The sequence below is a fragment of the Megasphaera sp. DISK 18 genome (genome assembly GCF_001682955.1).
GTDB classification, from domain to species: domain Bacteria; phylum Bacillota; class Negativicutes; order Veillonellales; family Megasphaeraceae; genus Megasphaera; species Megasphaera massiliensis.
Genome location: NZ_LUGJ01000017.1, coordinates 1 through 13,939, shown reverse-complemented (window position 1 = coordinate 13,939; position 13,939 = coordinate 1). Strand labels below are relative to the sequence as shown.

At 51.0% G+C, this 13,939-nt stretch carries 15 protein-coding genes; 12 read left to right on the top strand and 3 right to left on the bottom strand.

Translation table 11 applies throughout. The annotated features are described in order from the left end of the window. Positions 1–99 precede the first annotated feature (99 nt). The 12 genes from A0U42_RS03780 (at position 100) to A0U42_RS03725 (ending at position 11,177) form a co-directional block, all read left to right on the top strand. The gene (locus tag A0U42_RS03780; protein WP_065359935.1) at positions 100–1,827 is read left to right on the top strand and encodes a radical SAM protein; all 1,728 of its coding nucleotides are present in this window, start codon (positions 100–102) and stop codon (positions 1,825–1,827) included. 1 nt (position 1,828) lies between these two features. Continuing rightward, positions 1,829–2,635 carry a peptidoglycan editing factor PgeF gene (gene pgeF, locus A0U42_RS03775; protein WP_065359934.1) on the top strand — a complete coding sequence of 269 codons (807 nt, stop codon included), beginning with the start codon at positions 1,829–1,831 and terminating at the stop codon, positions 2,633–2,635. A gap of 116 nt (positions 2,636–2,751) precedes the next feature. After that, positions 2,752–3,435: a YggS family pyridoxal phosphate-dependent enzyme gene (locus tag A0U42_RS03770; RefSeq protein ID WP_065359933.1), complete on the top strand. Its 684-nt coding sequence runs from the start codon at positions 2,752–2,754 to the stop codon at positions 3,433–3,435. A gap of 15 nt (positions 3,436–3,450) precedes the next feature. Then, positions 3,451–3,978, top strand: coding sequence for a cell division protein SepF (locus A0U42_RS03765; protein ID WP_044505450.1), 528 nt, complete (start codon positions 3,451–3,453; stop codon positions 3,976–3,978). A 16-nt stretch (positions 3,979–3,994) separates the two neighbouring features. After that, a complete protein-coding gene (locus A0U42_RS03760) occupies positions 3,995–4,780 on the top strand; it encodes an RNA-binding protein (RefSeq protein ID WP_044505451.1) in 786 nt (261 codons plus the stop codon). A gap of 27 nt (positions 4,781–4,807) precedes the next feature. After that, complete coding sequence (locus A0U42_RS03755; RefSeq protein WP_044505452.1) at positions 4,808–5,377, top strand: DivIVA domain-containing protein; 570 nt, start codon at positions 4,808–4,810, stop codon at positions 5,375–5,377. A gap of 85 nt (positions 5,378–5,462) precedes the next feature. Next, positions 5,463–5,855 (top strand): hypothetical protein, encoded by a 393-nt coding sequence (locus A0U42_RS03750; RefSeq protein WP_065359932.1) that lies wholly within the window; start codon positions 5,463–5,465, stop codon positions 5,853–5,855. Further along, positions 5,855–6,655 (top strand): Cof-type HAD-IIB family hydrolase, encoded by an 801-nt coding sequence (locus A0U42_RS03745; RefSeq protein WP_065359931.1) that lies wholly within the window; start codon positions 5,855–5,857, stop codon positions 6,653–6,655. The genes A0U42_RS03750 and A0U42_RS03745 overlap by 1 nt, the downstream gene beginning before the upstream one ends. A gap of 12 nt (positions 6,656–6,667) precedes the next feature. After that, the gene (rapZ, locus tag A0U42_RS03740; RefSeq protein WP_044505455.1) at positions 6,668–7,582 is read left to right on the top strand and encodes an RNase adapter RapZ; all 915 of its coding nucleotides are present in this window, start codon (positions 6,668–6,670) and stop codon (positions 7,580–7,582) included. An 11-nt stretch (positions 7,583–7,593) separates the two neighbouring features. After that, complete coding sequence (yvcK, locus tag A0U42_RS03735; protein WP_065359930.1) at positions 7,594–8,940, top strand: YvcK family protein; 1,347 nt, start codon at positions 7,594–7,596, stop codon at positions 8,938–8,940. A 13-nt stretch (positions 8,941–8,953) separates the two neighbouring features. After that, positions 8,954–9,889, top strand: a complete 936-nt coding sequence (gene whiA / locus A0U42_RS03730) for a DNA-binding protein WhiA (RefSeq protein WP_065359929.1) — start codon at positions 8,954–8,956, stop codon at positions 9,887–9,889. Further along, a complete protein-coding gene (locus A0U42_RS03725; RefSeq protein ID WP_255304099.1) occupies positions 9,876–11,177 on the top strand; it encodes a hypothetical protein in 1,302 nt (433 codons plus the stop codon). The genes whiA and A0U42_RS03725 overlap by 14 nt, the downstream gene beginning before the upstream one ends. Positions 11,178–11,264: 87 nt before the next feature. Here A0U42_RS03725 and A0U42_RS03720 read toward each other — a convergent pair whose 3' ends face one another. From A0U42_RS03720 to A0U42_RS03710, 3 genes are read right to left on the bottom strand one after another with little or no spacing between them, the layout of a single operon-like run. After that, positions 11,265–12,047 (bottom strand): basic amino acid ABC transporter substrate-binding protein, encoded by a 783-nt coding sequence (locus A0U42_RS03720; RefSeq protein ID WP_044505458.1) that lies wholly within the window; start codon positions 12,045–12,047, stop codon positions 11,265–11,267. Positions 12,048–12,062: 15 nt separating this feature from the next. Beyond that, positions 12,063–12,707 (bottom strand): HAD family hydrolase, encoded by a 645-nt coding sequence (locus tag A0U42_RS03715; protein ID WP_065359928.1) that lies wholly within the window; start codon positions 12,705–12,707, stop codon positions 12,063–12,065. A gap of 3 nt (positions 12,708–12,710) precedes the next feature. Continuing rightward, on the bottom strand, positions 12,711–13,493 hold the full coding sequence (locus A0U42_RS03710) for a basic amino acid ABC transporter substrate-binding protein (RefSeq protein ID WP_044505460.1): 783 nt from the start codon (positions 13,491–13,493) through the stop codon (positions 12,711–12,713). Positions 13,494–13,939 lie beyond the last annotated feature (446 nt).

Here is a 13,939-nt window from a genome sequence, read left to right as displayed (position 1 = left end):
TGAGAGCCGTCTCCTGCAGGCGACTTGGTGAATCTCGAAGGAGTTGCACGGAAAGCTCCCTTAGCCGGGGAGCTTTTGCCGTATAAAGGGGGAATGTCGATGAGCTGGCAAATAGAGAAGGCACTGGATGAACTGGTGAGTCAGGAAACCGGTGCCGTCGTCTATCCCTTTGGGACGCGGCGGGCTATGGCCATTTGCTATCCCAATACGTATGACGTAGCCATGAGCAATTTAGGGATGCAGATTATTTACCGCGAAGTAAACGGCCGCGAAGACTGGCTCTGTGAGAGAGCCTTCCTGCCCGATAAAGACTTGATGAAAGTCTTTGAAAAAACAGGGGAACCCTTGGTGTCTTTAGAAAACAGACGGCCCCTTTCCGATTTTGAAATCCTGGGTTTTTCCGTCAGTTTTGAAATGGACTATTTCAACGTGCCTTCTATTTTGGAGATGGGGCGTATCCCTGTTTTAGCAGCTGATCGCGGAGATGACGATACGCTGGTCGTCATGGGCGGCCCGGTGGCTTTTTTTAATCCTGAACCCTTATCACCCTTTATCGATGTCGTCCTGGTCGGTGAAGGGGAAGGCTTTATTCATGCCTTCCTCGATGCCTATGGAAAAGCAAAGGAGCAGCATTTAGGGCGTCATGACCTCTTGCGCTACTTGGCTCAGCACGTGCCGGGCGTCTATGTACCGTCCTTATACCGTCACGAATACGACGAAGACGGCCATCTCCTGCGAATCGTCCCGGAAGAAGGGATTCCGGCGAAGGTGGAACGGCAATGGCGGGAACTGACCCAGCCGGCAGAAACGGTCATTGCCACGCCGAATACGGAATTCGGTGCCATGTATCTCATTGAAATCGCCAGGGGATGCGGTCGTCACTGCCGCTTCTGTATGGCCGGGTACTGCTACCGCAGACCTCGTGTCCGTCCCTTGGAATACGTCAAATCAGCCGTTCTCCGCGGTAAAGAATTGGGAAAGAAAATCGGCCTTATGGGGGCCGCTATTTCAGATTATCCTTATATTGACGAATTAGTCACCTTTATCCGTAACCAAGGTATGGGTTTTTCCTGTGCCTCTTTGCGGGCCGATTCGATTACCCCGGCCATTGTAAAGGGGCTGGCCGAGAGCGGCCAAAAGACGATTACCCTGGCACCGGAAGCGGGCAGTAAACGGATGCGGGATATCATCAATAAGGGCATCACGGAAGAACATCTGCTGAAATCCATCGACCTTGCAACGGAAGCCGGAATCCGTCACGTGCGCATGTACATCATGGTCGGCCTGCCGATGGAAACCGATGCCGATATTGAAGGCATCGTCGACATGACCCGTCGGGTCCAAGAGCATATGAAGGCCATCGGCAATACGAGCCGTATTACCTTAAGCATCAATCTCTTTATCCCCAAACCGCTGACGCCGTTTCAGTGGATGGCCATGACCGACAAGAAAGTCGTCGAGAAAAGGCTGGCCTTTTTAAAGAAGTCCTTGAAAGATAAACAGATCGAGCTGCTCATCGAGCCCCTGCGGTCCGCTTATATCCAAGGCGTCCTGTCCCGCGGCGATCGACGCGTCGGCCAGGTCCTGGCTAAAGCTTGTGAATACGGCGGCGTCAAGGGCTGGAAAAGGGCGGCTAAAGAGCTTCATTTTAATATTGACGGATTTTTATATGACCAGCGGCCCCTCGATGCTGTCCTTCCTTGGGATACCCTTGATCCCGGGTTGGTACCGACGTATCTGACCGATGAATTAAAGAAGGCTGAAGCCGGCGACTATACCTTGCCGTGTTTTGACGGCTGCCGCCGCTGTCATATTTGTGGAGGCTAAGATGACCAAGTGGGTAGAACATGAAAACGGAATTGGTTGGGAAGAAAGCACGTTATTGGCTGATGCCGGGCTGCGTCACGGTGTGACCGGCCGCAGCGGCGGCGTCAGTGAAGGCCCTTTTCTATCCCTCAATTTAGGCCTTCACGTCGAGGACCGGACGCAGGACGTCCTCGAAAACAGGCGGCGTCTCTGTGCCCTTTTGGGCTGTGACCTGCAGCAGCTGACGACGGCCCGGCAGACCCATGAGGATCATATCGTCGCTGTCGGCCCGACTGAAATCGGCCGCGGTGCCGGAAGCTATGGCGATGCCTTTCCCCATACGGACTCCCTCATGACGAATATTCCCGGCGTGCCGCTCATGATGTGTATTGCCGACTGCGTACCGGTTATATTGTTTGATCCGGTAAAAAGAGTCTGTGCCGTCGTTCATGATGGTTGGCGAGGGACGGCGCAGAGGCTGGCGGCTAAAACGGTGCTGGCCATGCAGCTGGCCTATGGTTCCAAACCGAAAGATATATTGGCCTATATCGGACCGTCTATTTCAAAAGCGCATTTTGAAGTCAGTGAAGATACCGCTATGACTTTTCGGCATCTGGGGCCGGCTTATGGCGAGTGTGCGGTTCAGCATGAAGGAACCTGGCGAGTCGACTTATGGAAGGCCAATCATCTTCTCTTGACCGAGGCCGGCTTAATTCCGGAGCATATCGAGACGACGGAAAGCTGTGTCTTTGACTGCGCCGACAGATTCTTTTCGTATCGCCGTGACGGCGGTCATACAGGCCGCATGGGCGCCTTTGCGATTTTGTAAAAGCAGATGAATAAATTTTTAAATATGACTAGCTTTTATAGGACTAACTATATATAATAAAAGAAGTGTAATGTTTTATAAATACATGTAATTGCATGCACGACGGAGGGATAGGCTTGATTAAGGAAAATCTTGAGGCAGTACACAAGAAAATTGCTGATGCAGCTGCCCGTGTCGGCAGAACTGACAAAATTACGCTTGTTGCAGTGACGAAGAATCATCCCGTAGAGATGATGGAAGAGGCCGCCCGGTGCGGTGTGACCGATGTCGGTGAAAACCGCGTCCAGGAAGCGATGCAAAAATTAGAGGCTTTTCCGGATAATGGATTGACCTGGCATTTAATCGGACATTTACAGACCAATAAGGCGAAACATGCCGTAGAACACTTCCATCTGATTCATTCCATTGATTCGGAGCACTTGCTGAAAGCGGTAAATAAGGAAGCCGGCAAGATTGGGAAGGTGCAGGATATCCTTTTACAGGTCAATGTAGCCCGTGAAGAAAGTAAATTTGGAATGGAAGTCGAAGATTTTCCGGCGATTTGTGAACTGGCAAAGGGGTTGGATCACGTCTGTGTTCGGGGGCTGATGTGTATGGCGCCCAATTATGAAAACGTTGAGGACGTACGGCCCATATTCCGCATTGCCCGCGCTTTATATGAAGATATGAAGCCGAAATTTCCGGAAGGCCAGATCCAGTATCTGTCCATGGGGATGACCCATGACTTTGAAATAGCAATTGAAGAAGGCGCCAATGTCGTCCGCGTCGGCACGGCAATCTTTGGGGCACGTAATTACTAAGGAGGAGTATTTACTATGAAGAAGTCAAAGAATATGTGGAATAGATTCGTAAATGTCGTGAGCGGCGTCGGTGGTGTCAATGAAGACGACGAATTTGAAACGGACGAATATGAAGACGAATTGGAATATGAAGAAGAACGCGTACCGCGCCGTACTCCTGCCGTAGCACCGACTCGTACCAGCGTCAACTATACGCCGACTCCGGCCAAACCGCTGCGTATGGTCATCGTCGAACCGGAAACCTTCGATGATTCTCAGAGCATTGCTGATTACATCCGCGACCGTAAACCGGTTGTCATCAACTTTGAAGCGACGCCGGAAGACGTAGCTAAGCGCGTCGTCGACTTCGTCAGCGGTGCTACCTATGCCATCGACGGCAATATTCAGAAGGTCGGCAAGGAAATCTTCCTCTGCGTACCCAGCAATGTTACTGTAGACCATGGGAAACGCGATGACTACAGCGATTTTAATGCCCCGCCTCTTACGTGGAATGCCGGCGGCACGAATAATGACAACAACGGCGGAAATACACCGCTTCGTTAATGATTGAGGGATTGTTTTGAAGAATAGAGATAGAATTATCCGTTATTATCAAGGGACGGATAACGGTGAATTGGCTGCCCGTCTTATTGACTTGGCAGACAGTACAGCTAAGGGACGTCCTTATGCCGTCAGTGAGTTTGTATCACCCGGTGCCGTCCAAATCGGAGAGACTATTCAGGCTCATGTGCCGTCTTTGGTACTTCGCACTTCCGGCGGTTACGAAGGGGCTGAACGAGTCAGATTGGCTTTTGTCAGTGTCGACTATGACGGTCCCGTCGATTTTGGAATTACGGCCTGCAAGCTGAGTTGGGATGACCGCTATCGCCTCTTAGGGCATCGCGATGTCCTGGGCTCGCTCATGAGCCTCGGCATCGACCGGGGACGTTTCGGCGACATCATCATGCAGGATGCCGGAGCGGTACTATTGGCGGAAACTCCGTTGGTCCCTTATTTACAGCAGAACTTTACGAAAATCGCGATGGTACCCGTTGCGATTGAAGAAATATCCCTGAGCGATATTGCGCCGCGTCAGGAAAAAGTGAAAGAAATCAAAACGACGGTGGCCTCGCTTCGCCTGGATGCCATCGTTTCATCGGGGTTTGGCATTTCCCGCACGAAAGCTGCCGATGCGATTAAGGGCGAACGGGTACAGGTCAATTGGCAGCCCGCCAAAGGGCCCAGTCAGGAAGTTCGTCAAGGCGATGTCATTTCTCTCCGCGGCAAAGGGCGGATGGAGCTGGCCGAAATTACCGGAACGTCGCGAAAAGGTCGAACCGGCGTGCTGTTAAAGCGCTATATGTAGTTCCCTTTGTACGGAGGAGATACCACCATGCTTACACCTATGGATATTCATAATAAAGAGTTTAAACGCGGCTTTCGTGGCTACAGCGAGGAAGATGTCGATGCTTTCATGAATAATATTGCCAGCGACTATGAAAAAGTGTACCGGGAGTATTGTGAACTGAAAGAACGCTGTGACAGCCTGCAGGATAAGCTGACACAGTATGAAAAAATGGAAGCAACCATGAACAGTACGCTTATGTTGGCTCAGCAGACGGCTGAAAATGTTAAGGTTTCAGCCCGTAAGGAAGCGGATTTGATTTTACAGGAAGCCGAAAGTAAAAAGCAGAAGATGCTGGATGAAACGATGATGAGCCTGCAGAATTCCCAGCAGGAATGGGAAAAGCTCAAGGCTCAAACGGGAGCATACCGCGCAAAATGTCGGGCTATATTGACCAGCCAGCTGCGGCTGCTCGATGATATGGCGGCTGACGGTGAAGGCAAAGCAACGGATAATATGGCTTCGTCTGTTTCTGTCAGCGAAAAATCGGCTCAGCCGGTCCGCCCCGACCAGGGACGTCAGGATAGCGGCAAAAAAGATGCCCCTAAATCCAAATAATACGTGTTTCATGAATATGCTCTCTTTCAGGTATGACATATGTTAGACCCGGCGGGGAGTATATTTATTTATAGGAGGAACGACGATGAAGAAGCTTTTTTTGTTACTGGCAGCCTGCCTTCTTTTGGGCGTTGTAAGTCCGGCCGGTGCCTATAACCCTTATGCGCCGAATCAATTTGACAGCGTCGACCGGAGTTCTTGGGAATACAAGGCCGTCTACGCTTTGTCTGAAGCCGGGTTGACCGGGGCGCCGATGGAACGGTTCGACCGTTCTTATAACTTGACGCGTTATGAAGTGACGTCTATGATCGCCGTGGCTATGAAGAACCGCAGCAAGGCTACAGAAGCTCAACAGAAATCTATAGACAGACTGGCCAAAAGCTATGCCGATGATTTGCAGTATCTTACGGATACCCCCCAAAAAGAGGACGATGCGCCGAAAGGTGTCGCTTTTGACTGGAAGGGAGCTAATAAATAATGGAACCCATTAAGATGATTACAATCGACCTCGACGGGACACTTCTTCGCAGTGACGGTTCCGTTTCGGACCACACCGTAGAAACCTTGCAAAAAGCTCGTCAGAAGGGCGTCATCGTCGCCATTGCTACGGGCCGCATGTACCAGACGGCAAAGGCATATGGCGAACGGCTGGCTTTAGGCGACAGCCCGATGCTGCTCTTTGCCGGCGGCCTGATTGAAACCTTGGAGTCAAAGAAAATCCTCTTTCAGCAGACTATTTCTCAGCAAGATGCCCAGGCGCTGGTCAACTTGGCACGGGAACAGTCCTGGCAGATGCAGACCTATATTGACGACGTACTGCGGGTTGAACTCGATGAACCGTGGGTTCGTGACTATGAACGAATTACAAAAGTCAAGGCCGTCATCTGCGGGGATGAATTTTATCGGGTCCAAGGTGACTGCAATAAACTCCTCAGCCGCGGTGTACACGAAGAGCTCTTAGGCCGCAAGGCCCTTATTGAAAAGACGTTTCCCGGCCGATTTAATATCCTGTTTTCCGATTTGACTTTTTTGGAAATCATGCCCCTTGGCGTCGATAAGGGCCGTGGTATCCGCCGCCTTGGTGAGCTCTATCAGATTGAGCCGAAAAACATCATGGCCATTGGCGATTCGCAAAACGATTTGGACATGCTGAAAGCGGCCGGTTTTTCCGTGGCCATGGCTAATGCGGGGCAGGAAGTCAAGGATGCAGCTGACTACGTCACCTTGTCGAATGATGAAGACGGCGTAGCCGCTGTCGTCGAGAAATTTGTATTGTAATAGGAGGTTCTTATGGACCATTTTCACTTAATTATCGTCACCGGCATGTCCGGCGCCGGCAAAACCCATGCCGTTCAAGTCTTAGAGGATATCGGCTATTTTTGCATCGACAACATTCCGCCGGTATTGATCCCTAAGTTTGCCGAGTTATGCATCAAAGGCGGTGAAAGGGTGCGCCATGTTGCCCTCATTGCCGACATTCGCGGCGGTGAATTTTTTGATGCTATGAGTCAGTGCCTGAAGGATCTGAAGGATTTGAAAGAAGAAGGAATTTCTTATGAAATCGTCTTTATTGAAGCTTCTGATCAGGCTTTGGTCCGCCGCTATAAAGAAACGCGCCGCGTTCACCCGTTGGCCCCTCACGGCCGCATCAGTCAGGGGATTGCCGAAGAACGAAAACGCCTGGCTTCTTTGCGGAGAAAGGCCGATTTTATTATCGATACGTCTAATTTGCAGCCGAAACAGCTGAAGGAAATCCTGGTGAAGCGCTATGCTATTACAGACAGCAAAAAGAGTATGACTGTCACCGTCGTCTCTTTCGGCTTCAAGCATGGGATGCCCATTGATGCCGATATCGTTGAAGACGTTCGCTTCCTGCCGAACCCTTATTATATTGACGATTTCCGCCATAAGTCGGGCCGCGTTCCCTGCGTGCGGGAGTACGTTGAAAGTTTTCCTATTACCCAAGTATATAAGGAAAAATGGTTCGATATGATTGATTTTCTCCTGCCTAATTACGAACGAGAAGGCAAGAGTCAATTAGTCATTGCCGTCGGCTGTACCGGCGGGATGCACCGCAGTGTCTGCATGGCAGAAGCCATGTACAAACACTTGCGGGACAACGGCGTCGATGTATCCATCGAACACCGCGATATTCAGAAAAACGACGTTGAAGAAGATGCGCCGGGGTACGAAGGCGAAGCCTAGGAGGTACTGTCATGCGTTTTATGAAATGGCTGCATCCGGGACTGCATATTAAGCGCTGGCTCTTCCTTTTCGGGCTGGGCATGATGTTTTCCAGCTTCGGCATTATCCTGACTTTTAACTATCAGTGGTTGGGGGAAGTGGAAGAGTGGGCTTTCCGGTTGCTCTATGAAATGACGGGGCACTATAATTATACGATTTTGGCTAGTTTGGGTATCTTTGTCATTATCGTCGGCATGGCCATTATGGGCTGGGCGACGCGGCGGCTCATACGGACCATGATCGGTGTCGTCATGCCCGGTGAATCGGGAAATTTCAGCGATTTGATTTTTTCTAAATTTCAGCTTTCGAAAGGGCCGAAAGTCGTCGTCATCGGCGGTGGTACGGGTCTGTCCGTCATGCTGCGCGGGCTCAAGTCGAAGACGTATAATCTGACGGCTGTCGTCACCGTTGCCGATGATGGCGGTTCGACCGGGCGAATCCGCGAAGACCTGGATATTATTGCACCCGGTGATTTACGAAACTGTCTGGTTGCCATGGCCGATAAAGAAGGTCTCATGGAACAGCTTTTTGCCCATCGCTTTGGCGGCTCCGGTGACTTAACCGGTCACAGTTTTGGCAACCTCTTTATTGCTGCACTCATCGAGGTCCTTGGCGACGTCGAAGAAGCGATGGATGCGACCAGTAAAATTCTGCGTGTCCGCGGCAAAGTCATTCCGTCATCGGCAGAAAAAATCAGGCTCAATGCCAAGATGACCGATGGGCGCATCATCGAAGGTGAGTCGCAGATTCCTCATGCCCATGGCCGGATCAAGAGCGTCTTTACGACGCCGGAACATCCCAAGGCCATCCAGTCGGCTGTCGACGCTATCAAAGGTGCCGATGCCATCGTCTTAGGGCCGGGGAGCCTCTATACGAGCATCATGCCCAATCTGTGCGTCCCTGATATCATCGAAGCTATCCGAGACAGTAAAGCGCCTAAAATTTATATTTGCAACGTCATGACCCAGAAGGGGGAAACGGATGACTATACCGTCTCCGATCATGTCAAGGCCATCAATAAGCAGGCCGGCGACAAGATCATCGATTTTGTCATTGCCAATAATGGTGACGTCGATCCGGCTGTGCTGCAGCGTTATGTGGCCCACGGTTCTCATCCGGTCATCATTGATAAAAAAGAAATTGGCGAAACCGGCGCTACGCTGATCCTGTCGGATCTCATCAATAAAGAAAACAGTGCGACTCACGATACGAAAAAGCTGGCGAACGTTCTCTTTGATTTGATCAATGCTCTGCGGACCGATTTATCGCCGGAATTACTTCACTATTATCTCAAGCGTTATACCCTTACCCACCGTTAGGAGGCGGCAGCCATTGTCTTTTGCGGAAGAAGTGAAAAATGAGATTGCCCATTATAAACCGGAGAACGCCGCTTGCCGCTTTGCCGAACTGGCAGCCCTCCTTTGCATGGGCGGATCCCTGATTCTCGGCTCTCACGGGATGATTGGCATCGAATTCAGTACGTCTAACAATGCCGTTGCCCGAAAGGTACTGAAGATGTGGATGAAGGCTTTTCCCGTCCGTCCGGAAGTGCGGGTCCGCCAGGGGTTGCGCTTGCGAAAGAAAAACTATTATATCCTGCGTGTCTCGCCGTCTCCGGAGAGTACGCGGATTTTGCGCGACTTGTCCCTCTTTCCGACGGATACGGAATTTTCTGCCATCGACCTGCGTAAGGTTGAGTGTCAGCGTGCCTTTTTGCGAGGCGCCTTTATGGGTGGAGGATCTGTCAATCAACCACAGCGGGACTACCATTTGGAATTGGTAACGGGCAATGCGGCCTTTGCAGAAAAGCTGCTCAAAATCATGCGCCGCTTCCGTTTGCCGGCTAAGATTACCGACCGGAAGGGAGATTATTTGGTCTATATAAAAGAAGGGAACGGCGTGTCCCATTTCCTGCAGTATATCGGGGCGGACCAGGCCTATCTCACCTTTGAAGAAGTTCGTGTCGTAAAGGAGATGCGCAACAACGTCAATCGTGTCGTCAACTGCGAAACGGCGAACCTTCAGAAAACGGTCGATGCCGCTGTTCGCCAGCGCCAGGCTATTACCCGTATTCAGGAATCGGGACTTTATCAGCGTATGTCGGCTAAGCTTCGCGAAGCGGCAGAACTGCGCATGGCCAATCCGGAGGCTTCGATGAGCGAATTGGCGGCTCAGTCAGGATTGACAAAGTCCGGATTAACTCATCGATTCAAAAAAATTGCCGATATAGCAAAACAGATAGAAGGTCAACAACATGATGAACATTAAGAAACTATGTACCTATATTGCCGGTCTTTTGACGGCCTTTATCCCTATGGGGACCCCATTGGCGGCCGGATTTCCGGGAATCGACGATCCCGAGGTCATGAGCCGGGTTGTCGTTCAACCGATGAAGTCCATTTCGATGACGCCGCCTATTGATACGGGGACGCTGCTCTTATCTGACAGCCCGGAATATGCCGAAAACGACGGCATCCTCTATGGGGACATGGTCAGCGGTGATGTACGCCTTTACTTTTATCATGTCAATCAGCAGCAGACAGACCGCAAAATCGTAGCCATGCTGTATAATCCCCATGACTATCCGATTGACGCCTTCCTTCAAGGCTATCAATATACGCGTCCCAGTACCGATTATTATCAGGTCGGCAAGGAACTGTCGACCCTGTATTATGAAGGGAATATGACGGTCAATAAGGTTACGGTACAGCCTCATGATTATGCCTTAGTCGGACAACGGCTCAATGAAGTCGTCGTCCATCCGGATCAGCTCTTTTCAGGCATCATCAACGTCAGTCTTCCGGAACCGATGATTCTGTCGTCCATGATTTTGCCGGTTAAAGAAGATCCGACAGCCTTTGTCCGTAAACTTCAGTACCTTCCCAGTGACTCCGTCAAACTGCGGGGAACTTTTCACGGCAAAGACCGCTTCATGAGCACCCTTACGCCTTACTCTACGGACAGCGGCATCGGCTATATCCTCTTGGCGGACGGTGTCATGGACCGCTTTCTGCAAGGACGGGACGTCATGGATAACCGCTCGTCGCAAGATACGGGAAACTATGGCCTCGATTACACCATTCATCTGCGTACCCAAGGGACCGGAGACATTCACCTCTATTTTAATCCCCAAGGCGGTGAATATGCTGGTGTTACCGAGCTTATCTACAGCGATCCTCAGCGCGGGGAAGATAAAAAAATCGTGGAATTGCCTCGTCATCGTCATTCTATGGGACTCAATGACCCTTATGCCATGGAATACGTGGATACCTTCCCGGCCGGGACGGATATGACCATTCACATCATGCCGCCAGGCGCGGCCAACTTGCCGGTTCGCTTCCTGGTCGTACCGGATAGTAATCTTCAGCCTATTCGCGAAGCCGTACAGAGCTCGCGTGAAGCAGAAGAACGGCGGGCTGCCGAAGCCGAATCCAGACGGAAAGCTGCTCGTCGTGATACGACAATTCAGCCTGAAGAACTCCAGTCTGACAATCAGACGCCCTTTACGTCTCTGAAGGACCGCTTGGCAAAACTGCAGCAGCCACAGAAAAAGTAAGCATAAGAAAACAGCCATCCCGATGGATGGCTGTTTTCTTATGCTGTTGACGGTCGACACCGTTCGAATGAATAGCGACTTTACGCTTTATTTATTCGGTGCTGTGCCAAACCATTTCTGATAGATTTTGTCGTATGTTCCGTCTGCCTTGAGTTCTTTTAAGGCCTGGTTGACCTGGTCAGTCAGTTCCTGTTTGTCTTTACTGATCCCCATGGCTACACCGCGAGAGGTGATCGGAGCACCGACGAGTTTGAGCTTGTCTTTGCCGCCCTGCTGGAGATAGTACTGGGCGACGGCCTGGTCGATGGAGACAGCGTCACATGTGCCGGCTTCTAGTTCCATCCAACCCTGGGTATTGGTGTCGAACTCCTTGACATTGGCACCGTGTTCACGGGCATAGTCGGCCGCTTTTGAGCCGACCTGGGCACCGACGGTTTTTCCGGCGATGGAATCATAACCGGTAATATCCGTATTGCCTACGGGAACGACGATGGTGTAGCCGCCCTGATAGTAGACGTCCGTGAAGTTGATCTGTTTCTTCCGTTCTTCCGTCGCATCCATGCCGGCTGCGATGATGTCAATCTGGCCGCTCTTTAAGGCCGGAATCAGGGCGTCGAAGCCGAGGTTCTTGACTTCCATCTTGTAGCCTAACTTATCGCAGATGGCCTGGGCTAAATCGATATCGAAGCCGACGTCTTTATCATTTTCCGTAAATTCAAAAGGCGGGAAGGTCGGTTCGGTCCCGACGATGAGCGTCTTGTCTCCCTTAGCGCCGCCAGCGGATTGTTCGGTGCTGCCGCCGCAGCCGGCGAGGAGCGTCACGGCGGCTATCGAGGCCGCTGCCAAGGTCATAACTTTTTTCTTCATCATAGTAGGTTCCTCCAATTAGGGAATAGCAAGGATGTCACTGAGATCTTTCATGATGGCCACATGGGGCAGGGGAAGAAAATCTTTTTCTGACGTCGTTCCTGTCGTCACAGCGGCAAAGGCGACGCCGGCATTTCGGGCCGCTTCGGCATCGATGGTATTGTCGCCGATATAGAGGACGTCTTTTTTATCCAGGCTGAAATGGTCACAGACCCTGTTGATTCCGTCCGGTGCCGGTTTGGCGTTGTCGACGTCTTCCATGCCGACGACGAGGTCGATGAGAGATTCCATGGCATATTTACGGAGTGTTTCGTTAATGCGCGAACGGGTCTTGGTCGATACGATACAGCAGCGGCTTCCCCTTTCCTTCAGGGCCTTTAAAACCGGCAAGGTCTCTGGATAGAGATGGGTATTGGCTGTCATATACTTGTCGGAGAAGCGGACTTTATATTCCTTAATTAGTTCATAGATCCGGTCCGGGTCCGTTTCGCCGGTAAGGCTTTTCATGGCATCGTACATAGTCATGCCGATCGTACGGCGAATGGCATCTTCTGGAATGCCTTCATAGCCTTCGGCTTCAAAGAGGAGCTGGAAGCACATGACGATGCCCTTTTCCGAGTTGGCCAAAGTGTAGTCGAAGTCGAATATATACGTCTTATACATGGGTTACATCTGCGGGTCGATGCCGAACCATTTTTTGTAGAGTTTCGCATACGTTCCGTCTGCTTTGAGGTCAGCCAAGGCCTTGTTGACTTTTTCGAGGAGGTCTGTTTTATCTTTTCCGACAGCCATAGCGATGCCGGCATCGGTTTTCTTGGAATCACCGACGATTTTGAGGTCCTTGTCGCCGCCTTCTTTCAGATAGTAGAGGGCTACCGACGTATTGATGATGACGGCATCGCAGGTATTGCTCTGCAGTTCCATCCAGCCCTGGCTGTTGGCGTCATACTGTTTGACCGTGGCACCGGCTTCCGTTCCGAGGTCTACGCCCTTGGTGCCGACCTGAGTGCCGACCGTCCGGCCTTTGAGGTCATCAAAGCCGTGAATGGTGTCGTTATCCTTGCGGACGACGACGGAATAGCCGTCTTGGAAGTACGGTTCTGTAAAGGAAACTTGTTTCTGTCGTTCCGGAGTAGCGTCCATGCCGGAAGCAATCATGTCGATCTGGCCGCTGCGCAGTGCCGGAATGAGGGCGTCGAAGCCGAGGCTTTTGACTTCAACCTGCATGCCCGTCTTTTCACCGATGGCATTGGCTAAATCAATATCAAAGCCTACATACTTGCCGTTGTCCGTGAATTCAAAAGGCGGGAAAGTCGGTTCCATCCCGACGACGAGGGTTTTCTGCTCATCGGCAGCACCGCCCTGTTTGTCTGCTGAAGAACCACATCCGGCGAGTAAGGTAGCAGCTGCAGCTACAGTTGCCGCCATAACTAAATACTTTTTGTTCATACGTAACAACTCCTGTTCCTTTTTTGTAAACGGAAATAATAAAATACAACTTCCACATAATTATACTATAAAAGGGGACGCCTTTGAAGGGAAACTTTAGGAATCGTCAACTTTTTGCTTGACAAGGAATTCTTGGCGTAGTATACTTAACAAGCTGTCAGGGCGAGAGCCTCAGACGGCCCGGCTGAGACAACAGCCGACGCGAGTACGATTTGAAAATCTTTCAAAAACGTGCTTGACAAGCTCCTTCGAGTTTGGTAAGATAAACAAGTCGTCGCTACGGCGACACGATGACCTTTGAAAACTGAACAATGAACTGAATGAACGCCAGTAAATGAATCTTTGGATTTGTTTATGCCGAGTTTTACTCGGGAGTGCAGGTCATTTTCGTAAGAAAATAACCGAATCAATTCAAACGTCCGGCGTAAGCCGGACACCAAAAACAA